Here is a 20,667-nt window from a genome sequence, read left to right as displayed (position 1 = left end):
GGCCACCCCCCTGAAGCCGGGCCCGTACCCGAGGCAGGACCCGTGCCGTGGACGGGCGTGTCGTGGGGACCGGGTGCCGTTTCGTGGGCGGGGCCGCCTGCCGGGGCCGGTCCGGTACCCGGGGCGGGTGCGGCGTCGGGCCCCGTGGCCGGGCCGGGCGCCGACGCCGGACCCGACGTCGAACCGGGCACCGCGTCCGGGCCGGAGGCTGCACCGGACCCCGTGCCCCGGCCGTGGCCGGACGCCGGGGCCGGTGGCGTGGTCGCGGGTGCCGGGGCCGGAGGGCTGAGCAGCTCCGCGTGGAGGGCCCGCAGCTCCGGGCCCGGGTCGGTACCCAGCCGGTCGGCGAGGAGGCGGCGTACGGCCTCGTAGGCGGCCAGTGCCTCGGCGGTGCGGCCGGTGTCGCGCAGGGCGCGCAGGCGCAGCGCCTGCAGGGGCTCGTCCAGGGGGTGGCCGTCGCACAGGGCGGTCAGCTCGGGCAGGGACCGTTCGGCCTGCCCCAGGTCCAGGGCGGCGGTGTGGCGGGCGCGCAGGGCGTCGAAGTGCCGGGTCTCCCAGCGGGCCGCCTCCGCGGTGCGGTCGGGCAGGTCGGCGAGGGCGGGGCCGCGCCACAGCGCGAGCGCGTCGTCGAGCACGACGGCCGCCTTGGCGGGGTCGCCGTCGGCGAGGGCGCGGGTGCCCTCGCCGGCGAGCCGGTCGAAGCGGTGCAGGTCGACGTCGTCCGGGGCGGCGGTGAGCCGGTAGCCCCCGTCGGCGGAGGCGACCGCCCCGGCGCCCAGCGCGCGGCGCAGCCGCCCGACCAGCGCCTGCAGGGCGCCCGGCGCGTCGGCGGGCGGGTCCCCGTCCCACACCTCCTCCACCAGCAGCCCCGCCGGGACGGCGCGGCCGGCCCGGAGGGCGAGAACGGTCAGCAGGGCGCGCAGCCGCGCCCCGCCGAGCGGGACGGCCGTGCCGTCGGGACGGAGTACCTGTGTGGTGCCGAGGATGCGATAGCGCACGGGCCCATTGTCCCCGCCGGCGCGGGAGCCGGTCACGGGGTTTTGCCCGCACGGCGCGGCCCGCCTCCCCTTCCGCTCCCCTCTCCCCCTCCGCCCCCCTTCTCCCGTCCCGGAACGACCGCCACCCGCGAGACGTTTCCCCCGTGCGCCCGGTACGGTCGGGCAGTCCCACAGGTGCCGAGCGTGTCCGACAGCCAGGGAGTTCCATGTCCACCGCCACCGCCCGCCCCAGTGACCGGCGGATCAGTCCCGTCTTCCTCGGGATCGTCGCCGTCGCGGCGGTCACGGGCTGGGCCGCCTGGACCGGGTTCGCCGAGCAGCCGGGCCTCGCCGTGTTCCTCTTCGTCACGGCCGCGTGGGTCGTGTCGCTGTGCCTGCACGAGTACGCGCACGCCCGCACCGCGCTGCACAGCGGCGACATCTCGGTCGGCGCGAAGGGCTACCTCACGCTGAACCCGGTGAAGTACACGCACGCGATGCTCAGCATCGTGCTGCCCGTCCTCTTCGTGATCATGGGCGGCATCGGCCTGCCCGGCGGCGCCGTCTTCATCGAGCGCGGCCGGATCAGGGGACGGTGGCGGCACAGTCTGATCTCGGCGGCGGGCCCGCTGACCAACGTGCTGTTCGCCGTCGTGTGCACGGCGCCGTTCTGGCTGGACGCGCTGGACGGCGTGCCGCGCGACTTCCGGCTCGCGCTGGCGTTCCTGGCGCTGCTCCAGGTCACGGCGGCGATCCTGAACTTCCTGCCGGTGCCGGGCCTGGACGGCTACGGCGTGATCGAGCCCTGGCTGTCGTACAACGTGCGGCGGCAGGTGGAGCCGCTCGCGCCGTTCGGGCTGCTGATCGTGTTCGCGCTGCTGTGGATCCCGGCGCTCAACGGCGTGTTCTTCGACGTGATCGACGCGCTGCTGCGCAGCCTCGGGATCGGCGAGGTCGACACGTACTGCGGCTTCGAGCTGTACCGCTTCTGGCAGACGGACCCGCTGTGCACGCCGGGCGGATGACCGCCGGTCAGCCGGTGACGGACGTGGACGACGCGGCCCGCCGGGCGTCCCGGCCGCGCTTGAGGTAGTACCAGCACATGTTGGACGACAGCCCCGACAGCAGCACCCACACGACGCCGATCAGCACGCTGCCCTGCACGAAGGAGACGACGGCGGCGGCCACGGCGAGTACGCAGACGACCAGGGCGTAGAGGGCGAGGCGGGGCATGGGAACGGCTCCTGTCGGGGGACACTCCGGGGGGACACTGATGCACACCAGTGTCCCCCATCGCCTCATACGTCCGTGACGCGGAGCCCGGCGTGTGCCTTGTAGCGGCGGTTGACGGAGATCAGGTTGGCGACCAGCGACTCGACCTGGTGGGCGTTGCGCAGCCGCCCGGCGAAGACGCCGCGCATGCCGGCGATGCGTCCGGCGAGGGCCTGCACGGTCTCCACGTCGGCGCGCTCCTCGCCGAGCACCATCACGTCGGTGTCGATCTCGTCGATCTCCGGGTCCTGGAGGAGGACCGCCGAGAGGTGGTGGAAGGCGGCGGCGACCCGGCTGTCCGGCAGCAGGGCGGCGGCCTGCTCGGCGGCGCTGCCCTCCTCGGGCTTGAGGGCGTAGGCGCCCTTCTTGTCGAAGCCGAGCGGGTTGACGCAGTCGACGACGAGCTTGCCGGACAGCTCCTCGCGCAGGGATTCGAGGGTCTTGGCGTGGCCGTCCCACGGCACGGCGACGATCACGACGTCGCTGCGGCGGGCGGTCTCGGCGTTGTCGGCGCCCTCGACGCCGTGCCCGATCTCCTCGGCGGCGGCCTCGGCGCGCTCGGCGGCGCGCGAGCCGACGACCACCTTCTGGCCGGCCTTGGCGAGGCGGTAGGCGAGGCCCTTGCCCTGGGGGCCGGTGCCGCCGAGCACGCCGACGACCAGCCCGGACACGTCGGGCAGGTCCCAGGGGTCCTTGGCGGGGGCCTTCTGTGCAGCACTGTCGGTAGAGGTCATGGGCCGACCCTACGTCCGTCACGGCCTGCCCAGGGGTACGGGCCCCGCCCGCTGGAAGGCGGTCCCCGGGCCGGGTGAATCCGGGGCGAACGCCGGACCGCGCGCCCGGGGTTGCGGCAGGATGCGGCGGCATGGACGCCGTACGGGTCGCGCTGCTGCGGGAAGTGCTCGCCGGGACCGAGTGGCTGGGGGCCACCCGGTCCTTCGCCGGGGCGCTGCGGGGGTCGGTGGTCCCGCACGGGGGCGGTCTGCTGCTGGTGGGCACCGCCGGCTACGAGCCCTGGCACCTGGCGGCGCACCTGGTGGACGAGGCCGCCTGGTCGGGGACGCCCGAGCTGGCGCCCACGCTGGTACGGCACGGCGCGCGCCCGTCGGACCCGGCACACCTCGCGGTCGGGCTGGGGCGGCTGGCGGCGGCCCGGCGCGGGGAGACGCTGCTCGTGGTCACGCCCGACGACCCCGGCGCCGGGCTCCTGGAGCGGGTGCACGACGCCCGCCGGGCCGGGGCGACGGTGCTGGCGCTGGGCACCGGCCGCGCGCCGGGCGAGCGCGAGCTGACGGCGATGGCGCACGAGACGCTGACCGTCCCGGACGGCGCCGAGCTGGACCTGGACACGGTGCAGCACCTGGTCAGCGCGTCGGCCGGGGAGAACGCGGTGCCGCCGCCCCGGGGCCGCCGCCGCTTCCGTGACCGCCTGTCCCGCCTCGCCGACCACCTGACGGCGCCGCCGCCGTCGGGATGGTGACTGCGGCGCCGGGCCCGCCGACGACGAGGTACGACGTGCGGTACGAGCGCGCGGTGCGGCCGGTCAGTCGTCCCGGTCGCCTCCGGCGCTTCCCGGACCGGGGGCGTCGTGCCACCTCGGGTCGTTCTCCCACTCCAGGTTGCGCTCGCGGGCGGTCCGCATCGCGTGCTCGGCCTCGGTGCGGGAGGCGTACGGCCCGAAGCGGTCCTTGCCCGGGCAGTCCGGGCCCTCCTCGACCTTCTGGTGCTCCAGGCAGTAGTACCACTCGCCCGGTTTGCCGACCGTGCGCTTCTTGAACAGGGCCATGGGCAGCTCCTCTCGCCACCGACATGTTCCCCCATGCGTGCTGGTTAGACTCGCTGCATGTCTGGCCAGTCGCTGCTCGTACCAGGGGAGCTCTCTCCCACCCGTTCCGTGCCCGGAAACATCCGCAGGCCCGAGTACGTCGGCAAACCCGCGCCGACGCCGTACACCGGACCGGAGGTGCAGACGCCCGAGACGGTCGAGGCGATGCGCGTGGCCGGGCGGATCGCGGCGCGGGCGATGGAGGAGGCCGCGAAGCACATCGCGCCCGGCGTGACGACCGACGAGCTGGACCGGGTGGCGCACGAGTACATGTGCGACCACGGCGCCTACCCCTCGACGCTCGGCTACCGCGGCTACCCCAAGTCCCTGTGCAGCTCGGTCAACGAGGTCATCTGCCACGGCATCCCCGACTCCACGGTGCTGCGCGACGGCGACATCGTGAACCTCGACGTGACGGCGTACATCGGCGGGGTGCACGGCGACAACAACGCGACCTACCTGGTCGGCGACGTGGACGAGGAGAGCCGGCTGCTGGTCGAGCGGACCCGGGAGTCGCTGGCCCGCGCGATCAAGGCGGTCAGGCCGGGCCGGCAGATCAACATCATCGGCCGGGTCATCGAGTCGTACGCGAAGCGCTTCGGGTACGGGGTGGTGCGGGACTTCACCGGCCACGGCATCAACTCGTCGTTCCACTCCGGGCTCATCGTCCCGCACTACGACAGCCCGCACGCGACGACCGTCATCCAGCCCGGCATGACCTTCACGATCGAGCCGATGCTGACGCTCGGGACCCACGAGTACGACATGTGGGACGACGGCTGGACGGTCGTGACGAAGGACCGCAGGCGCACCGCCCAGTTCGAGCACACGCTGGTGGTGACGGACTCGGGCGCGGACATCCTCACGCTGCCCTGACCCCGTCGCACGTCGCTCGACGGCCCGCTCTCCCCGGAGGGCGGGCCGTTTCGCGTCCGGGTGGGTACGCTTTTACCGACAGTCCGTCGGCAAGCCTATTGACTTAGGTAAGCCTAACCATAGAAAATCACGCTCATGGACTCCTTCTCGACGCTCATCCGCACCGCCTCCCACGAGCAGCACGTGGAGGCGGAGACCTCGACGTTCATGAGCGACCTGCTGGGCGGGCGGCTCGGTGTCGACGCCTACGCCCGCTACACCGAGCAGCTGTGGTTCGTCTACGAGGCGCTGGAGGCCGCGGCCGGCCGGCTGGCGTCGGACCCGGTGGCCGGGCCGTTCGTCCGGCCGGAGCTGATGCGGCTGGCCTCGCTGGAACGGGACCTGGCGCACCTGCGCGGCGCCGACTGGCGCACGGGGCTGACCGCCCTGCCCGCGACCGAGGCGTACGCGGCCCGGGTGCGCGAGTGCGCCGAGGAGTGGCCGGCGGGTTACGTCGCCCACCACTACACCCGCTACCTCGGCGACCTGTCCGGCGGCCAGATCATCCGCGACAAGGCCGAGCGGACCTGGGGCTTCGCCAGGAAGGGCGACGGGGTCCGCTTCTACGTCTTCGAGGAGATCTCCAACCCGGCCGCGTTCAAGCGGGAGTACCGCGAACTGCTGGACGGCATCCGCGCGGACGACCTGGACAAGCAGCGGGTCATCGCCGAGTGCAAGCGCGCCTTCGCCCTGAACACGGCGGTCTTCCGGGCGCTGGGCGAGGAGTTCCCGCTGTCCGCCTGAGCCGGACGCGGGGCGGGGTACGGGGAGCGGTGGCGGTCGCCGTCACCGCTCCAGGCGCACCCGCCCGCCGATCTCGACCCAGCCCCCGGGCTGCGGGGCGGTGAGGATCTGGGAGCCGGCTCCCTGCGTGATGTTGAGGGCGCGGCCCAGCCGTTCGGTCAGCAGCAGCGCCGCCGCGCCCGTCGCCTCGTCCTCGTCGACGCCGTCGTCGCGCCCCGGGAACGCGCGGGCGCGCACCCGCCCCGCCGCCTCGTCCTCCCAGGCCCAGGCATACACCCTCCCCCAGACTTCGTCCGGGGGGACCCCCGTCTCGCTTCGCTCGCCCTTCGGGGGCACCGCGAGGCCGTCGACCTCGGCGACCGTGGCGTACTGGCGCAGTGTGCGCGGCGGAGCCCACTCGGGCCGGGCCTCGATCCAGCTGAACTCCCCGTCGAGCCGGGCGCCCACCACACCGGCCGGCGTGACGAGTTCGGGCACGTCGAGCAGCCAGGCGGTGCCGACGCAGGGGTGACCGGCGAACGGCAGGCGCAGGGTGGGCGTGTAGATGTCGACGACGCCGCGCTCCGGGTCGTCGACGAACACGGTCTCTCTGAACCCGAGTTTCGCGGCGAGCTCCTGCCGCCGCTCGGGCTCCGGCAGCACGGATCCGTCCCGGACGACGCCCAGTTCGTTGCCGTATCCGCCGTTCGGCGCGCAGAAGACGCGGAGTACGTCGTAGTCGGTCACCGGGGCATTCAAGCATCACCGGCGGGCGGCCGGACCGGGGTGGGCTCGGTGACCGCGCAGGCCGGTGCGGCGCCCTCCGCCAGTGCCGCCACGGCCCGGGCGCGCTTGCGGCAGGCCTTCAACCCGCGGCGCGTCGGGACGGGAGAGCGGACGCAGGGGCAGGACACCGGGCCGGCCCGGGGCGAAGGACGCGCGCGCCGTGAGCGGTATCCCGGCAGGCGGCGCGGGCGCGGCCCGCGGCAGCAGCCGCCGCCCTGGTGGAGCGTGCGCGCGCCGCCCTCGCGCGCCCGGACGAAACACAGCGGCGGCGGGCCGGGGCGGTCCCGGACGTCCAGGACCAGGGGTCCCGGAGTCCCTTCCCGCACCGCCCGTTTCATACGGCCGGTGTCGGGGCTGGGCCGCCCCGGCCCGCGACGGGACTACTCGGCGGACGGCGCCTGGATCCGCCGCCGGCGCGTCGCGTACACCGCGCCCGCGCCGACCACGACCGCGACGCCCGCCGCGGCGCCCAGGGCCGGGCCGGGCAGGTCCGAACCGGTGGAGGCGAGGCTGCCGCCGCCGATCGATCCGCCGGTGGTCGTGCCGGTGCCGCCGATGGTCGAACCGGTGCCGCCGGTGGTGCCCGTGCCCCCTCCGGCGGAGCCGCCCGCTCCGCCACCCGTGCCGCCGGTGGTGCCCGTGCCGTCTCCGTCCGGCAGTTGCGCGTCGTCGCTCAGCGCCACCGACAGGTCGACGGTGTCGAGCGCGGTACCGGCCGGGTAGAAGCCGCCGAAGGCCTCCGAGCCGGCCGCGGTGAGCGTGGCGGCCACGTCGTCGACGGTGATGACGTTCTTCGCGGCGGTCAGGTCACCGGTCTTGGCCTTGAGGTCGGCCAGGACCACGCCCTTGGTCTGCGTGCCGAGGCTGTCGACGTCGGCGCTGAGCTTGCCGGTGCCGCCGTCGAGGGTGGCCTTCAGGTTGCTCAGGGTCAGGTCGAGTCCGTACTCGCCGCCCGACTCGTGGCCCTTGAAGTTGACGGCGCCCTTGAAGGTCGCGGTCAGCTTGCCGGCGTCCGTGTCGTAGGTGCCGGTGGCGTCCTTGAACGTGAACGCGCCGTTCCCGGCGGCCTGGGTGGCGCCGCCGGAGACGCTGACCTTGCCCTTGGCGATGTTGCCGACGACGTACGAACGGAAGGATTCCTTGACGCCCCAGCCGAGGGTGCCGTCGGCTATCTCGCCCTTGGCGGGGGCCGCGGTGGCGGGGGCCGAGGGCGAGGCGCTCGTGCTCGCGGTGGGGCTCGGGTCCTTGGTACCGGGCGTGGTCTGCGGGTCGGTCGGTTCCGGGTCGGTCGGGTCGGTCGGGTCGGTCGGTTCCGGATCGGTCGGGCCGGTGGTCGGGCCGGTGGAGGGTTCCTCGCCGGGCTCCGTGGTCGGCCCGGTGGTGGGCTCCGTGGCCGGCGGTGTCTTCTCGACCACCGTCAGCGGGTCGCCGGCCGCGCCCGCGTAGCCCGCGCTGCCGAGGTACTCGCCCGCCTCGGTGGTGAGGGTGGTCGCCATGTCCGTCATCTCGCGGGTCACGGCGACCGTGGCCAGCGGCACGTCGTCGCCCTTCTTGGTGGGGGCCGCTCCGGAGGTGTCGACCGTGGTCACGTCCGCGGTGATCTCACCGGCGGCGCTGTCGAAGCGCACGTCGGTGAACGTCACCTCGAAGCCGTGCGCGGCGGAGGCGCTCACCAGCTTGCCCTTGAAGCCGAGGTCGACGGCGTTCGTCGTGTGGTCGTAGGTGCCGGTGCCCTCGGTGAAGGTGAAGGCGCCGTTGCCGGCCGCCTGGGAGGCGCCGTCCGACGCGGTGAAGGTGCCGAACATGCCGACGTAGGTCCGGTAGGACTGCTTGATGCCCCACGTCAACTCGTAGTCCGAGAGCGGGGTTTCGGCTGCCGAGGCGGTGGTGGCGCCGCCCAGCGTGGCGAGGGCGGCCGTACCGAGGGCGGCGGCCGTGGCCACGGCGGCGGCGAGTGCGGTGGAGCGGCGTCGTCTGACGGGCATGGCTCGGTTCTCCTTGGGTGTCGGGGGTGTTCAGCCCTGGTCCGGGTCCGAGGGGGACGCGGCGGGCCGGGCGCGGCGCCTGCGGAGGGCGACGGCCACGAAGGCCGCGGCCGCCAGCAGCAGGGCGCCGGCCGCGAGGGAGACGGGAAGTGCGGGGAAGCCGCCGTCGTCGGTGGTGCTCGCGACGGGTGCGGCGGAGGTGTCGGCGCCGGTCTTGGCGGGCCGCGGGCTCGCGCCGGCCGTGGGCTCGCTGCCGAGGTCGGGCAGGGCGGGCAGTTTCGCGTCGGCGGTGAGGGCGACGGCGAGGGAGACCGGGTCCATCTCGGTGCCGGCCTGGTACATGCCGCCGAAGGCCTTCGCGCCGCGCGCGGTGAGCTTGGCGGGAGCCTCGGTGACCTTCACCAGACCGCCGGCCGGCTTCAGACCGGCCGCGGCGAAGGTGACCAGGGGCACCTTCTTCTCCTTGGCGTCCGGGCTCGTCACGTCGGCGTACAGCGTGCCCTTGCCGTCCTTCACGGTGGCCCGTACGCCGCCGAGGCTCAGGTCGAGTCCGTGGGCGCCGGTGAAGCGGACCGTGCCCTCGAAGGCGGCGGTGAGATCGCCGTCCTCGTACGTCCCCTCGCCGCCGGGGAAGCGGAAGAGCGCGCCGCCGTCCTGGGCGCCCGCGGACAGGGCCCACTTGCCGTCGGCGATGTCGCCGGTGACGTACTCGCGGAAGGTGCGGCGCACGCCCCAGTCGACGGCGCCGTCCCGGATCGCGCCGCCCGACGCCTTCGTGGGCTTCGGCGACTCGACCGACGGCGAGGACGTGGCCGACGGCTGCTTCTCCCGCTGCGGCGCGGGCGCCCGGACGTCGGCGGACAGGCTCACCGGGTCGAGCGCGGTGCCGGCGGTGTAGTACCCGGCGAAGGAGCGGGCGCCCTGGGCGGTGAGGGTGGCGGGCAGGTTGTTCAGGGTGACGGTGGCGCCGCCGCCCCGCATGTCGATGCCGCCGAGGGAGAGGGAGGCGAAGGGCACCTGACGGGACGTCGTGACCGTCCCGGTGTCCTTCGCCTTGCTGGTGACGTCCACGTGGAGCGTGCCGGTGGCGCCGGAGATGCTCACGGTGGGCCGGCTGAGGGTGAGGTCGAGCTGATGGTCGCCGCCGCTCGTGCGGTGGCCGAGGAAGTGGACTCCGCCGGAGAAGGACGCGCGGAAGGCGCCGGTGGCGGCGTCGTAGGTGCCGGTCGCCGAGTGGAAGCGGAAGGCGCTGCCGCCGACGGTCGCCGCACCCCCGGTGAGGGAGTAACTGCCCTTGGCGATGGGCCCGGTGACATAGCTCTGGAAGGAGGACTTGATGCCCCAGTCGAGCCGTCCGCCCTGCACGGACCTGCTCTCGGCGTGTGCGGCGGTCACGGGCAGCAGGGCGCCGAGGACGACCGCGCACACCACGGTGACCAGGGCGCGAAGACGGGCGGGCATGCGAAGTCCTCCGGATCGGGGGGCCGGTAGCGAGCAAAGGTAAGGCTAACCTAAGCTCTAGTCGACCGGCACCGGCCGTCGACGAGAGGAACGGACCACCGTGCGACGCTTGCGAAACCCCCTGGCGGGAGCACTGCTGTCCGTGCTCGCCCTCGCCCTGACCGCGACCGGATGCGGAGGTTCCACCCAGGCCGCGCCCGGCGACGGCGGCGGCTCGAAGTCCGCCCCGAGCGAGAGCTCCGTCGCGAACCGGGTCGAGCCGCTCGCGAAGAGACCCGAGCCCCGCCTCCCGGTGACCGTCCGGTCCGCCGACGGCGAGCGGGTGACCGTGAAGGGCGCCGAGCGGATCGTCCCCCTGTCCGGCAGCCTCAGCGAGATCGTGTTCACGCTCGGGCTCGGCGACCGGGTCGTGGCCCGCGACGTCACCGCCACCTTCGAACAGGCGGCGAAGCTCCCCGTGGTGACCCGCGGCCACGACGTCTCCGCCGAGAGCGTGCTGTCGCTCAAGCCCGACCTGGTGCTCGCGGAGACCACCAGCGGACCGGAGGAGGCGGTGGACCAGATCCGCGCCGCCGGGGTCCCGGTGCTCTTCGTCGAGGCGGCGGGGGGCCTGGACGACGTGGGCCCGCGCATCCGGGCGGTCGCCGGCGCCCTCGGCGTACCGGCGGCCGGGAAGGAGCTGACCCGGCGCTCGGAGCAGCGGATCGAGGCCGCACGCAAGGACGTTCCGCACGGCGAAAAGCCGCGGGTCGCCTTCCTGTACCTGCGCGGCTCGGCCTCCGTCTACCTCATCGGCGGCAAGGACTCGGGCGCCGGTTCGCTGATCGAGGCGGCCGGGGCGGTGGACGCCGGGGCCGCCTCCGGCCTGGACAAGGACTTCACCGCCATCACCAGCGAGGCCCTGGTCAAGGCCGCGCCGGATGCGATCCTCGTGATGAGCAAGGGGCTCGAGTCCGTCGGCGGCGTCGACGGGCTGGTGAAGATCCCCGGAGTCGCGCAGACCCCGGCCGGGATGGACCGCCGGATCGTCTCCGTCGAGGACGGCGTACTCCTCAACTACGGCCCGCGCACCGACCAGGTGCTCGAATCGGTCGTGGCCCAGCTGTACGGCGAGGACGGCGCCGAGTGACCGTGCTGGACAAGCCCGCCCGCCCGCAGGCACCCGCCGACCCGGCTCCGCCGCGCGCCCGGCGTTCCACCGCCTGGCTGCTGACCGCCGCCCTCGCCGCCGGTCTCCTGGTCCTCGTCCCCGTCGCGGCCGGGACCGGCGCCTATCCGATCCCGGTCGGCGACGTGCTCGGCTCGCTGCTGCACCGGACCGGGCTCGGCGGCACGGAACTGGACCGGGTGGCCGAGTCGGTGCTGTGGAACGTGCGCTTCCCCAGGATCGTGCTCGCGCTCCTCGTCGGTGCCTCGCTGGGCTGCGCGGGCGCGCTGATGCAGGGCGTGTTCGGCAACCCGCTCGCCGAGCCGGGCGTCATCGGCGTCTCCTCGGGCGCGGCGGTCGGCGCGGTCGGCGCCATCGCGTTCGGCCTGAACTTCCTCGGCACCTGGACGGTGTCGGTCTTCGCCTTCGCCTCCGGGCTCGTCACGGTGCTGGTGGTCTACGCGATGTCCCGCTCGGGCGGCCGTACGGAGGTCGTCACGCTGATCCTGACGGGCATCGCGGTGAACGCCTTCGCGGGGGCGCTGATCGGGCTGTTCCTGTTCTTCGCGGACACGGCGGCGGTCAACCAGATCACCTTCTGGCAGCTGGGCTCGCTCGCCCAGGCGACCTGGCCGAAGGTGCTGGGGGTCCTGCCCTGCGCGGCGCTCGGCCTCGGGCTCGCCCCGCTGTACGCCCGCCGGCTCGACCTGCTCGCCCTCGGTGAACGTCCGGCCCGGCATCTGGGCGTGGACGTGGAGCGGCTGCGGATCGTACTGGTGCTGGTGATCGCGCTGCTGACCGCGGCGGCGGTGAGCGTGGCCGGGGTCATCGGCTTCGTCGGGCTCGTCGTGCCGCACCTGCTGCGGATGCTTGCCGGGCCCGGTCACCGGTTCCTGATCCCGGGCAGCGCGCTGCTCGGCGCGCTGGTGCTGCTCGCGGCCGACCTGGCGGCCCGCACGGTCGCGGAACCGGCCGAGCTGCCGCTGGGCGTACTGACGGCGCTGCTGGGCAGCCCGTTCTTCTTCTGGCTGCTGCGCCGCACCAGGCGCAGGCAGGGAGGCTGGGCATGAGAAGTGTGAGGCTGCCGCGGTTCGCGCCGTCCCGTCCGGTGCCGCCCTCCCCGGCCGCGCCGGGCGACGTACTCGCCGAGGCGGAGGCGGTGCGCGTGCACCTGGGCGGGCGTCCGGTCCTCGACGGCGTGGACGTGCGCGTCCACGCGGGCGAGCTGCTCGCCCTGGTCGGTCCCAACGGGGCGGGCAAGTCCACGCTGTTGGGCGCGCTGGCCGCCGACGTTCCGCCCGCCGAGGGCGTCGTACGCGTCCACGGCCGCCCGGCGACGCGGTGGTCGGCGCACGAACTCGCCCTGCGCCGGGCGGTGCTGCCCCAGTCGGCGTCGCTGTCCTTCCCGTTCGCGGTGGAGGAGGTGGTGCGGATGGGCCGGGCGCCCTGGGCGGGCGGTGACCGGGAGGAGGAGGACGACGCGGCCGTCGCCGAGGCGATGGCGCGCACGGAGGTGACCGGCTTCGCCGGGCGCCCGTTCTCCGCGCTCAGCGGCGGTGAGCGGGCCCGGGTCGCGCTGGCCCGCGTCCTCGCGCAGCGCGCTCCGCTGCTGCTGCTCGACGAGCCGACCGCGGCCCTCGACCTCAGGCACCAGGAGCTCGTGCTGCGGCTGTGCCGGGAGCGGGCGCGGGCCGGGGACGCGGTGGTGGTCGTCCTGCACGACCTCGCGCTGGCGGCGGCGTACGCGGACCGGGTGGCGGTCCTGCGCTCGGGCCGGATCGCGGCCGACGGTCCTCCGGCGGAGGTGTTCGCCGAGGGGCTGCTGTCGGAGGTCTACGACCAGCCGGTGGAGGTGTTCCCGCACCCGCGCACCGGGGCGCTTCTCGTCGTCCCGCACCGGGCGCCGTGACACGCCCGTCCCCTTACCGGCGCCGACGGCCCGCCCTCTGGATGCGGCGCACCGCCCGGCACCTGAAGGCCGAGCTGCACGGCAGGCTGGACGCGGCCCTCGCGATGGGCACCGGCGCGCTGGTGGCCACCGCGTTCCTGGCGGTGGGCCGGGAGGGCCTGGAGACGGCGCTGTTCGTGTGGGCGTCGGTGCACGCGGCGAGCGACGGCACCCCCCCCCCCGCCCGCTGATCGGCGTCGCCCTGGGACTGGTCACGGCGGTGCTGCTCGGCTGGCTGTTCTACCGGGGTGCGCTGCGCATCAACCTGGCCCGGTTCTTCACCTGGACCGGCGGCATGCTGGTCGTCGTGGCGGCGGGCGTGCTGGCGTACGGGGTGCACGATCTGCAGGAGGCCGACCTGGTGCCGGGGCTGACGAACCTGGCCTTCGACATCAGCAACACCGTCGACCCCTCCAGCTGGTACGGCACCCTGCTCAAGGGCGTGTTCAACTTCCAGCCCGATCCGACCGTCCTCCAGGTCACGGTGTGGCTGCTGTACCTGGTCCCGGCACTCGCGCTCTTCCTCGCCCCGGTAGGGTTCGCCTCCGGGAAGGGGAAGGTGAAGGAACCTGATGAGCCAGGACCGCGGCCCTCGAAGGCCCCGCAGGCTTGAGAAGTGCGCGCTCATATCCGCCTCGGCGACCGCTTTGTCGTTGGCGGCGAGCGGATGCGTGGTGGTGCACGGTGAGCGCGAGGTGCTCCCCTCGGCCACCCGGGCCGAGGCCGCGAAGGCGCTGGAGCAGTTCACCACCGCGTACAACAAGGCGGACAAGGCGTACGACGCCGGTCTGGACGCCGACCGCACGACGGGCGCCCTCGCCGCGATCGACTCGGCGCGGCTGGAGGCGGGGGCGGCCGGCCACCCGGACGGCAACCCGACGCACACGCCGCTGGAGCTGACCGACGCCAGGTTCACGATCCCCAAGAAGGCGGGCTGGCCGCGCTGGTTCGTCGCGGACACCAAGGCCAACAAGGGCGGGAACGCGCGCTGGTTGCTGGTGTTCACCCGGAGCGGACTCGACGAGATCTGGGAGGCGGCGTACCTGACGCTGGTCGCCCCCGGCAAGGTGCCCGAGTTCAAGACCGACCAGGACGGCTGGGCGGAGGCCGTGCCCGCGAACTCGTCCGACGTGAGCATCCCGCCGGCCGGGCTGAGCAAGGGCTACACGACGTATCTGCAGGACGGCGGCGAGACCTTCGCGGACGGGACGCACACCAGTGCCTGGCGCGCGTTGCGCGAGAAGCGGTCGACCCGCCCGGGCCTGGCGACGCAGTACATCGACGAGCCGCTGACGAACGGCGACTACGCGCCGCTGGCGCTGCGGACGAAGGACGGCGGGGCGCTGGTGTTCTTCGCCACCCGGCACTTCGAGAAGCAGACCGCCGCGCGGGGCGCGTCGGTGCCGACGCCGAACAAGGACGTGCTGGCGCTGACGGACGGCGAGATCAAGCAGTCGCTGACGATGGAGTTCGTCTCCAACGAGGTGGCGCTCGACCCGGCGGACGGGCCGGTGACGGTACTGGGCCGGGTCCAGGGCCTGACGTCGGCGAAGGGCGAGTAGCCGCCTCGCGCGCCGCGGACTCTCAGCGGCGCAGCGGCCAGGCGGCGCCCTGGTGCTCGCTCTCCTCGCCGGCGTGCCGGGCGCAGGCGTCGGTGAGGGTCTCCAGGAGGGTCAGCGGGTCCGGCAGCGGGTGCTCCGGGCCGCGCACCCAGTGCACGGTCCGGTCCTGGCCGGGGAGCCGGGCCGGCGGCACCAGTACGTAGGAGCCGCGGCAGTGCCAGCGCAGCCCGGGGTGCTCGTCCATGGTCTCGGGGTGGCAGTCCAGCTCGCAGGGCCACCACTCGTCCTCGTCCTCGGGGGTGCCGCGGGTGAGGGTGAACAGCAGCATGCGCCCGTCGCCGCTCTCGGCGACGGGGCCGACCTCGACACCCGCGGCGAGCAGCCGTTCCAGCGCCTCCCGGCCGGCCTGGAGCGGCACGTCGAGTACGTCGTGCACCATGCCGGTCGCGGTGATGAAGTTCGCCTCGGGCTGGTGCCGGGCCCAGCGCTCGATCTGGGCGCGGTCGGTGGTGGACTGCGTCTGCCAGGCGAACGACACGGGGTGCCGGGCCGGGGTGGGACAGCCCACGCGGTCGCAGGAGCAACGGTATCCGGCGGGGTGCGCGGCGGGCGCCAGGGGCAGTCCCGCACCGGCGGCGGCGAGCAGCAGGTCCTCCCGGCCACCTTCCGGGGCGGCCTCCTTGGGGCGGCGTCCGCGCAGCCACGAGGAGAGTTTGCCCTGCAGACCGCTCCGACCGCCGAACTCCGCGCTCATCTATCCCCTTGCCTCGCCGTCGTGCGCTCCAGCATGCCCTATCGTCGCACCATTCGGCGCTTCGGGGTCGCGAAGGGACAAACTTCCCTGGTCAGGGCTCTTCGGTCACCGGGGAGCGAGCCCGTGCAGCGCGTAGTCGACGAGGGTGTCGGTGTAGGCGTGGGAGAACGGCCCGGTGTGCTGGAGCCAGCGCTGGGCGAGCGGGGAGACGAAGAGCTCCAGCGCGATCCGCAGGTCGATGTCCTGCCGCACCTGGCCGGCCCGCTGAGCGGCGCGCAGCCGGTCGGCGTGGAGCTGCAGCGACGGCTCCAGGAGCCGGGCCACGAAGGTCCGGCCCAGCTCCTCGTTGACGACACCCTCCGCGGCCAGGGCGCGGTAGGGGGCCTCGAACCTGGGATCGCACAGTTCGTCGACGGTGGCGCGCAGGACCGTCTTGAGGTCGGCGGCCACGTCGCCGGTGTCCGGAATGGTGTACGCCTCCTCGCCGGCGGCCTCCACGAGCCGGTCGCCGAGGTCGAGGAAGGCCTCCAGCAGGACGTCCGCCTTCGAGGACCACCAGCGGTAGATCGTCTGCTTGCCGACGCCGGCGCGGGCGGCGATGCCCTCGATGGTGGTCCTCGGGTAGCCGACCTCGCCGACCAGGGCGAGGGCGGCGTCGTAGATGGCCTGGCGGGACCGCTGGCTGCGCCGGGTGGCGTCGGGGTGCGGCCGCTCGGCGGCGGGGGCGGGGGTGCGGGTGGACTTCTGTGTGGCCATGCTCCGAAGCTACCAGGTTGACAAGACGCAGCGTCTCGCTGGCGGCGGAGAGTGGGCCGACGGCTCAGCGGCGTGGCGCCCGCGCGTTCTCCAGGTAGTGCAGAACGGCCGCCACCCGCCGGTCGACCTGGTCGGCCGGGGACAGGTCGAGCTTGGCGAAGATGCTGCGGATGTGCTTGTGGACCGCGCCGTCGGTGACCACGAGCCGTCCGGCGATGGCGCTGTTGCCCAGGCCCTCGGCCATCAGGGCGAGCACCTCCCGCTCCCGCGGACTGAGGCGCTCCAGCCGGGTGTCCTTGCGGGACCGGGTGAACAGCTGGGCGACGACCTCGGGGTCGATGGCGGTGCCGCCGCCCGCGACCCGGCCGAGCGCGTCCATGAACTCCTCGACCCGGCCGACGCGTTCCTTGAGCAGGTAGCCGAGGCCGCTCACCCCGCCGGTCAGCAGGTCGGTGGCGAAGGACTGCTCCACGTACGCGGACAGCACCAGAACGGCGAGTCCGGGGTGCCGGCGCCGGGCCTCGACGGCCGCACGGACGCCTTCGTCGGTGTGGGTGGGCGGCATGCGCACGTCCAGGACGGCCACGTCGGGCTCGTGTTCGTCGATGGCGTCGAGTACCGACTCGGCGGTGTCCGCGGTGGCCACCACGTCCATCCCCTCGGCCCGCAGCAGCAGGGCAAGGCCCTCGCGCAGCAGCGGGTCGTCCTCGGCGATCACGAGGCGCGGGGCACGGTGCACGTCACGGTCCACGGGGAGGTCCACTTCCAGGTCGTCGGGCCGCAACGACCCTACTCGTCGCGGGCGTTGGCGCCGGACACCCTCCGTCACCCCTCTCCGGCCGGCCAGGGGTCGCCCCAGGCCGCGTCCCGGGCCGCCTTGTACAGGTCGCCGTGGCGCTTGGTGACCGTCCGGCGGCCGAGCCGCTCGTCGGGCTCGCACAGGTCGAGCAGGACCTGGCCCTTGCGGATCTGCGGGCGCCGGACCACGCGGGAGGCGGCGGGTTCGACGGGAAGCCGGGTGGCGGCGACGTAGCTGAACTTCTCGTCCTCGTAGGCGAGGGAACCGCTCTTGACCTGCCGGTGCAGGCTGGACCGGCTGACGCGCGCCGCGAAGTGGCACCAGTCGGTACCCGGCACGATGGGGCAGGCGGCGCTGTGCGGGCAGGGCGCGGCGACCCGGAACCCGGCGGCGATCAGCCGGTCGCGGGCCTCGATGACGCGGGCGTATCCGGCGGGGGTGCCGGCCTCGACGATCACGACGGCCTGCGCGGCCCCGGCGGCGGCGTCGACGAGGGCGGCGCGGTCGGAACCGGTCAGTTCGTTGAGCACGTAGGACACCGTGACGAGGTCGGCGCTCCCGACGGTGAGCGCCGCTCCGATCCGGGCGCGCTGCCAGCGGGCGTCGCGCAGGGTGTCGAGGGAGGCGGCGATCTCCCGGCCGAGGGCGAGCGCGGGCTCGGCCCAGTCGAGCACGGTCACCGGACGCGTCCCGTCCCAGGTGTCGCTGACGGCCCAGGTCGCGGCGCCGGTCCCGCCGCCCACGTCCACGTGGCTGCCGGGCGCCCAGCCCGGCACGGCCGCGGCGAACTCGGCCAGTGCGGAGCGCACCGCGGCGAAGGTGGCGGGCATGCGGTACGCGGCGTAGGCGACGACGTCGGCACGGTCGCGGAGGATGGGGGCGTCGGTCGGGGTGTCCCCGCGGTAGTTGGCGATCAGCCGCTCGACGGCCTGCGCGGCCTGCCGGGGCGGGAGCCCGTCGACGAGGTCGGCGAGGGTGGCTCGCAGGGTGTCGGCGGGGGTGGCGGGGTGGTTCACCCGGCGATTGTACGAGGCCCCCCGTGGGGCGCGGTGGGTCGCGTGGTCCGGGGTCGACGGGCGCCCCGGGGCGGGTGCGGGCGCGGGGAGGGGTGCGCGGCCCGGCGCTGACGGGGCGGGCGGGGTGTCCGCCCGCAGCGGTCGGCGCGTCAACGCCCCGAGCCTCTTCAAGTGACCGATTCCGCGCCGTTCCGAGGACGGGCGCCCCCGGCCCGGCCACGGCCCACCACCGAACCCGAGGCGCTACGCGCACCCCCACCGAACCCGCACAGGCGCCGCAGGCATCACGCCCGCACCGCCCGTGCCACCTCGGTGCACAGGGCGGCGCGGGCGGCGTTGGACGCGGGGCGGCGCCGGGGGTGGACGGTGTTGGCGAGGAGGATCGCGAAGGTTTCCGTCGCCCGGTCGAGGACCAGCATCGTGCCGGTGAAGCCGGTGTGGCCCGCCGTCCCGCGCCCCGCCAGTTCGCCCATGAACCACGGCTGGTCGATGACGAAACCGAGTCCCGGTTCGGTGAAGAGCAGCTCCACGAAGTCCGGGCCCAGGATGCGGGCCGGCCCGTGGGAGCCGCCCGCGAGCAGCGTCCGGCTGAAGACCGCGAGGTCCCGCCCCGTGGAGAACAGTCCCGCGTGACCGGCCACCCCGCCCATCGCCCACGCGTTCTCGTCGTGGACGACCCCGCGCAGCATCCCCCGGTCCGTCTTGGCCCACGGCCGTCGCTGGTCCTCGGTGGCCGCCGCGTCGGGACACGGCCCGAAGCGTGTCGCCGCCATGCCCAGCGGCCGGGTGATCCCGTCGCGGACCAGGACGTCGAGGGTACGGCCGGTGATCCGCTCCAGGACGTGCTGGAGGAGCAGCATGTTCAGGTCGGAGTAGCAGTACGTGCCGGGCACCCCCACGGGCGGCTCCGCACGCAGCCGCCGCAGCCGTTCCGCGTCGTCGGCGCAGTCGTACAGCGGGAGCTCGGGCCGCAGCCCCGAGGTGTGGGTGAGCAGCTGCCTTACGGTGACGCGGTGTTCGGCCGCGGCCCGGAAGTCCGGCAGGTAGGCGCCCACCTCCGCGTCGATCCCGAGCGTGCCCCGCTCGATCTGCTGCACGGCGGCGACCGCGGTGAACAGCTTCGTCAGGGAGGCGAGGTCGAAGGGCGTGTCGACGGTCGCCGGCACCCGGGAGCGGGCCGGCAGCTCCACGCCCGTGTCGCTGTGCGGGTCGTAGGAGGCGTAGCGCACCGCCCAGCCGGCCGCCTCCTCGACGGCGAGCACGGGCCCGCGCCCCACGGCCACGACGGCACCCGCCGCCCAGGGGCGTTCGCCGTGGGTGAGGTCGTGCACCTGGGCGACGACACGCCGGAGCCCCACGGGATCGAGCCCGGCCCGCTCCGGGGTGTCGCCACGCAGTCTCGGAGCGCTCAGTTGTCCGCTCCCTTGCCTGCTCCCTGCCCGCGGCACATGGTCACGAGGAAGCCGAGCGCCACGACCGCCGCCGCGAGCTGGACCACGGCCATCGGTACGGCGGTGTCCTCCCCGGCGATCCCGACCAGCGGGGAGGCGACGGCGCCGATGAGGAAGGAGGACGTGCCGAGCAGCGCGGAGGCGGAGCCGGCGGACTTCCGCACCCGCATCAGGGCGAGCGCCTGGGTGTTGGGCAGGCTGATGCCCATCGCGGACATGAGCACGAACAGCGCGACGGCGACCGGCCCGAGCCCGACCTCGCCGAAGACGCCGAGGGACATCAGCAGCAGCGCGGTCGCGGCGGCGATCACGACGACGAGGCCGACGCCGAGCACCCGGTCCAGCCTGACCCGCCCGACCAGGATCTTGCCGTTGATCTGCCCGACCACCACGAGCCCGATGGAGTTGAGGCCGAACAGCAGGCTGAACGTCTGCGCGGAGGCCCCGTAGATCTCCTGGACGACGAACGGGGACGCGGCGACGTAGGCGAAGAGCGAGGCGAAGGCGAAGCCGCCCGCGAGCATGTACCCGGTGAAGGCGCGGTCGGCGAGCAGCCCGCGCATCGCGCGGAGGGTGTCGCCGACGCCGCCGGCGTGCCGCTCCTCGACGGGCAGCGTCTCCGGCAGCCTGGCCCACACGACCGCGCCCAGCACCACGCCGACCACCACGAGGACGACGAACACGCCCCGCCAGTCCGTCACGCGCAGGATCTGCCCGCCGATGAGCGGCGCGACGACCGGCGCGACGCCGGAGATCAGCATGAGGGTGGAGAAGAAGCGGGCCATGGCCACGCCGTCGTACAGGTCGCGTACGACGGCCCGGGCGATGACGATTCCGGCGGCGCCCGCGAGCCCCTGGACCAGCCGGAAGGCGACGAGGAGTTCCACGTTCGGCGCGACGGCGCACAGGGCGGTGGCGACGACGTAGACGGCGAGCCCGGCCAGCAGCGGGCGCCGGCGCCCCCACTTGTCGCTCATCGGGCCGACCACGATCTGCCCGAGGGCCATGCCGGCCAGGCAGGCGGTGAGCGTGAGCTGGACGGTGGCGGCGGGCGCGCCCAGGGAGCGGGTGACCTCCGGGAGCGCGGGGAGGTACATGTCCATCGCCAGCGGCGGCGTGGCCGTGAGGCTGCCGAGGATCAGGGTGACGAGCAGACTGATACGCCGGGCGGCGGGCAGCGGACGGACGGCCTCCCTGGCCTTCGGCGCCGGGTGCGGCATGGGTGGCGTGGACGACGGTACGGACGGTATGGACGGCCCGCGCTCGGGCATGTGCCCCTCCCTCTTCTAC

Annotated in this window: 21 protein-coding genes and 1 pseudogene; 9 read left to right on the top strand and 13 right to left on the bottom strand. The window is 74.4% G+C overall.

All coding sequences use genetic code 11. From position 1 onward, the window contains the following. Positions 1-998: BTAD domain-containing putative transcriptional regulator (locus tag ACIQFU_RS18415; protein WP_402552678.1), on the bottom strand; the 998-nt coding region annotated here is incomplete at its 3' end. A 206-nt stretch (positions 999-1,204) separates the two neighbouring features. On the opposite strand from ACIQFU_RS18415, the gene ACIQFU_RS18410 reads away from it, so the two are divergent. Next, positions 1,205-2,002, top strand: coding sequence for a site-2 protease family protein (locus ACIQFU_RS18410; protein WP_402552676.1), 798 nt, complete (start codon positions 1,205-1,207; stop codon positions 2,000-2,002). Positions 2,003-2,009: 7 nt separating this feature from the next. Here the strand turns inward: ACIQFU_RS18410 and ACIQFU_RS18405 are convergent, their stop codons facing one another. Further along, a complete protein-coding gene (locus tag ACIQFU_RS18405) occupies positions 2,010-2,210 on the bottom strand; it encodes a hypothetical protein (protein ID WP_402552675.1) in 201 nt (66 codons plus the stop codon). 65 nt (positions 2,211-2,275) lie between these two features. Next, the gene (gene npdG, locus ACIQFU_RS18400; RefSeq protein ID WP_402552673.1) at positions 2,276-2,983 is read right to left on the bottom strand and encodes an NADPH-dependent F420 reductase; all 708 of its coding nucleotides are present in this window, start codon (positions 2,981-2,983) and stop codon (positions 2,276-2,278) included. A gap of 131 nt (positions 2,984-3,114) precedes the next feature. On the opposite strand from npdG, the gene ACIQFU_RS18395 reads away from it, so the two are divergent. After that, a complete protein-coding gene (locus tag ACIQFU_RS18395) occupies positions 3,115-3,729 on the top strand; it encodes a vWA domain-containing protein (protein ID WP_402552672.1) in 615 nt (204 codons plus the stop codon). Positions 3,730-3,792: 63 nt separating this feature from the next. Here ACIQFU_RS18395 and ACIQFU_RS18390 read toward each other — a convergent pair whose 3' ends face one another. Further along, a complete protein-coding gene (locus ACIQFU_RS18390; RefSeq protein WP_402552670.1) occupies positions 3,793-4,035 on the bottom strand; it encodes a hypothetical protein in 243 nt (80 codons plus the stop codon). Positions 4,036-4,092: 57 nt separating this feature from the next. Between ACIQFU_RS18390 and map the strand changes: the two genes are divergently transcribed. Further along, positions 4,093-4,950 carry a type I methionyl aminopeptidase gene (map, locus tag ACIQFU_RS18385; RefSeq protein ID WP_402552668.1) on the top strand — a complete coding sequence of 286 codons (858 nt, stop codon included), beginning with the start codon at positions 4,093-4,095 and terminating at the stop codon, positions 4,948-4,950. A 135-nt stretch (positions 4,951-5,085) separates the two neighbouring features. Further along, positions 5,086-5,733, top strand: a complete 648-nt coding sequence (locus ACIQFU_RS18380) for a heme oxygenase (biliverdin-producing) (RefSeq protein ID WP_402552666.1) — start codon at positions 5,086-5,088, stop codon at positions 5,731-5,733. A gap of 42 nt (positions 5,734-5,775) precedes the next feature. Here ACIQFU_RS18380 and ACIQFU_RS18375 read toward each other — a convergent pair whose 3' ends face one another. The 3 genes from ACIQFU_RS18375 to ACIQFU_RS18365 form a co-directional block, all read right to left on the bottom strand. Continuing rightward, positions 5,776-6,459 carry a PhzF family phenazine biosynthesis protein gene (locus ACIQFU_RS18375; RefSeq protein WP_402552664.1) on the bottom strand — a complete coding sequence of 228 codons (684 nt, stop codon included), beginning with the start codon at positions 6,457-6,459 and terminating at the stop codon, positions 5,776-5,778. A 419-nt stretch (positions 6,460-6,878) separates the two neighbouring features. Then, the gene (locus tag ACIQFU_RS18370) at positions 6,879-8,483 is read right to left on the bottom strand and encodes an HtaA domain-containing protein (protein WP_402552663.1); all 1,605 of its coding nucleotides are present in this window, start codon (positions 8,481-8,483) and stop codon (positions 6,879-6,881) included. 30 nt (positions 8,484-8,513) lie between these two features. Further along, positions 8,514-9,944, bottom strand: a complete 1,431-nt coding sequence (locus ACIQFU_RS18365; protein WP_402552661.1) for an HtaA domain-containing protein — start codon at positions 9,942-9,944, stop codon at positions 8,514-8,516. A gap of 109 nt (positions 9,945-10,053) precedes the next feature. Between ACIQFU_RS18365 and ACIQFU_RS18360 the strand changes: the two genes are divergently transcribed. The 5 genes and pseudogenes from ACIQFU_RS18360 (at position 10,054) to ACIQFU_RS18340 (ending at position 14,601) form a co-directional block, all read left to right on the top strand. Further along, complete coding sequence (locus ACIQFU_RS18360; protein WP_402552659.1) at positions 10,054-11,073, top strand: hemin ABC transporter substrate-binding protein; 1,020 nt, start codon at positions 10,054-10,056, stop codon at positions 11,071-11,073. Continuing rightward, positions 11,070-12,161 (top strand): FecCD family ABC transporter permease, encoded by a 1,092-nt coding sequence (locus ACIQFU_RS18355; RefSeq protein ID WP_402552658.1) that lies wholly within the window; start codon positions 11,070-11,072, stop codon positions 12,159-12,161. The genes ACIQFU_RS18360 and ACIQFU_RS18355 overlap by 4 nt, the downstream gene beginning before the upstream one ends. Next, positions 12,158-13,000 carry a heme ABC transporter ATP-binding protein gene (locus ACIQFU_RS18350; protein WP_402552657.1) on the top strand — a complete coding sequence of 281 codons (843 nt, stop codon included), beginning with the start codon at positions 12,158-12,160 and terminating at the stop codon, positions 12,998-13,000. Before ACIQFU_RS18355 ends, ACIQFU_RS18350 begins: the two co-directional genes overlap by 4 nt. A 38-nt stretch (positions 13,001-13,038) precedes the next feature. Beyond that, a pseudogene (locus ACIQFU_RS18345) lies at positions 13,039-13,652 on the top strand (FTR1 family protein); the annotation flags it as partial. Then, positions 13,612-14,601, top strand: a complete 990-nt coding sequence (locus ACIQFU_RS18340; protein WP_402552655.1) for a hypothetical protein — start codon at positions 13,612-13,614, stop codon at positions 14,599-14,601. The pseudogene ACIQFU_RS18345 and the gene ACIQFU_RS18340, both read left to right, overlap by 41 nt. Positions 14,602-14,623: 22 nt before the next feature. Here ACIQFU_RS18340 and ACIQFU_RS18335 read toward each other — a convergent pair whose 3' ends face one another. The 6 genes from ACIQFU_RS18335 to ACIQFU_RS18310 form a co-directional block, all read right to left on the bottom strand. Further along, a complete protein-coding gene (locus ACIQFU_RS18335; RefSeq protein WP_402552653.1) occupies positions 14,624-15,355 on the bottom strand; it encodes a bifunctional DNA primase/polymerase in 732 nt (243 codons plus the stop codon). 105 nt (positions 15,356-15,460) lie between these two features. Further along, a complete protein-coding gene (locus ACIQFU_RS18330; RefSeq protein ID WP_402552652.1) occupies positions 15,461-16,111 on the bottom strand; it encodes a TetR/AcrR family transcriptional regulator in 651 nt (216 codons plus the stop codon). 64 nt (positions 16,112-16,175) lie between these two features. Next, complete coding sequence (locus ACIQFU_RS18325; RefSeq protein ID WP_402552650.1) at positions 16,176-16,862, bottom strand: response regulator; 687 nt, start codon at positions 16,860-16,862, stop codon at positions 16,176-16,178. A gap of 74 nt (positions 16,863-16,936) precedes the next feature. Continuing rightward, positions 16,937-17,926, bottom strand: coding sequence for a small ribosomal subunit Rsm22 family protein (locus ACIQFU_RS18320; RefSeq protein WP_402552648.1), 990 nt, complete (start codon positions 17,924-17,926; stop codon positions 16,937-16,939). A gap of 284 nt (positions 17,927-18,210) precedes the next feature. Further along, a complete protein-coding gene (locus ACIQFU_RS18315) occupies positions 18,211-19,374 on the bottom strand; it encodes a serine hydrolase domain-containing protein (RefSeq protein WP_402552647.1) in 1,164 nt (387 codons plus the stop codon). Beyond that, positions 19,335-20,648 (bottom strand): multidrug effflux MFS transporter, encoded by a 1,314-nt coding sequence (locus ACIQFU_RS18310; RefSeq protein ID WP_402552646.1) that lies wholly within the window; start codon positions 20,646-20,648, stop codon positions 19,335-19,337. Before ACIQFU_RS18310 ends, ACIQFU_RS18315 begins: the two co-directional genes overlap by 40 nt. Positions 20,649-20,667 lie beyond the last annotated feature (19 nt).

Origin of the sequence: Streptomyces sp. NPDC093065, assembly GCF_044754585.1 — a bacterium.
Lineage (GTDB): Bacteria > Actinomycetota > Actinomycetes > Streptomycetales > Streptomycetaceae > Streptomyces.
Note: the sequence above shows the minus strand (reverse complement) of the source record. Positions and strands in the feature narration are given on the sequence as shown.

Coding starts and splice junctions, on each gene's coding strand:
- ACIQFU_RS18410 (WP_402552676.1), top strand. CDS start 1,205: ATGTCCACCGCCACCGCCCGCCCCAGTGACCGGCGGATCAGTCCCGTC.
- ACIQFU_RS18405 (WP_402552675.1), bottom strand. CDS start 2,210: ATGCCCCGCCTCGCCCTCTACGCCCTGGTCGTCTGCGTACTCGCCGTG.
- npdG (WP_402552673.1), bottom strand. CDS start 2,983: ATGACCTCTACCGACAGTGCTGCACAGAAGGCCCCCGCCAAGGACCCC.
- ACIQFU_RS18395 (WP_402552672.1), top strand. CDS start 3,115: ATGGACGCCGTACGGGTCGCGCTGCTGCGGGAAGTGCTCGCCGGGACC.
- ACIQFU_RS18390 (WP_402552670.1), bottom strand. CDS start 4,035: ATGGCCCTGTTCAAGAAGCGCACGGTCGGCAAACCGGGCGAGTGGTAC.
- map (WP_402552668.1), top strand. CDS start 4,093: ATGTCTGGCCAGTCGCTGCTCGTACCAGGGGAGCTCTCTCCCACCCGT.
- ACIQFU_RS18380 (WP_402552666.1), top strand. CDS start 5,086: ATGGACTCCTTCTCGACGCTCATCCGCACCGCCTCCCACGAGCAGCAC.
- ACIQFU_RS18370 (WP_402552663.1), bottom strand. CDS start 8,483: ATGCCCGTCAGACGACGCCGCTCCACCGCACTCGCCGCCGCCGTGGCC.
- ACIQFU_RS18365 (WP_402552661.1), bottom strand. CDS start 9,944: ATGCCCGCCCGTCTTCGCGCCCTGGTCACCGTGGTGTGCGCGGTCGTC.
- ACIQFU_RS18350 (WP_402552657.1), top strand. CDS start 12,158: ATGAGAAGTGTGAGGCTGCCGCGGTTCGCGCCGTCCCGTCCGGTGCCG.
- ACIQFU_RS18340 (WP_402552655.1), top strand. CDS start 13,612: ATGAGCCAGGACCGCGGCCCTCGAAGGCCCCGCAGGCTTGAGAAGTGC.
- ACIQFU_RS18335 (WP_402552653.1), bottom strand. CDS start 15,355: ATGAGCGCGGAGTTCGGCGGTCGGAGCGGTCTGCAGGGCAAACTCTCC.
- ACIQFU_RS18330 (WP_402552652.1), bottom strand. CDS start 16,111: ATGGCCACACAGAAGTCCACCCGCACCCCCGCCCCCGCCGCCGAGCGG.
- ACIQFU_RS18310 (WP_402552646.1), bottom strand. CDS start 20,648: ATGCCCGAGCGCGGGCCGTCCATACCGTCCGTACCGTCGTCCACGCCA.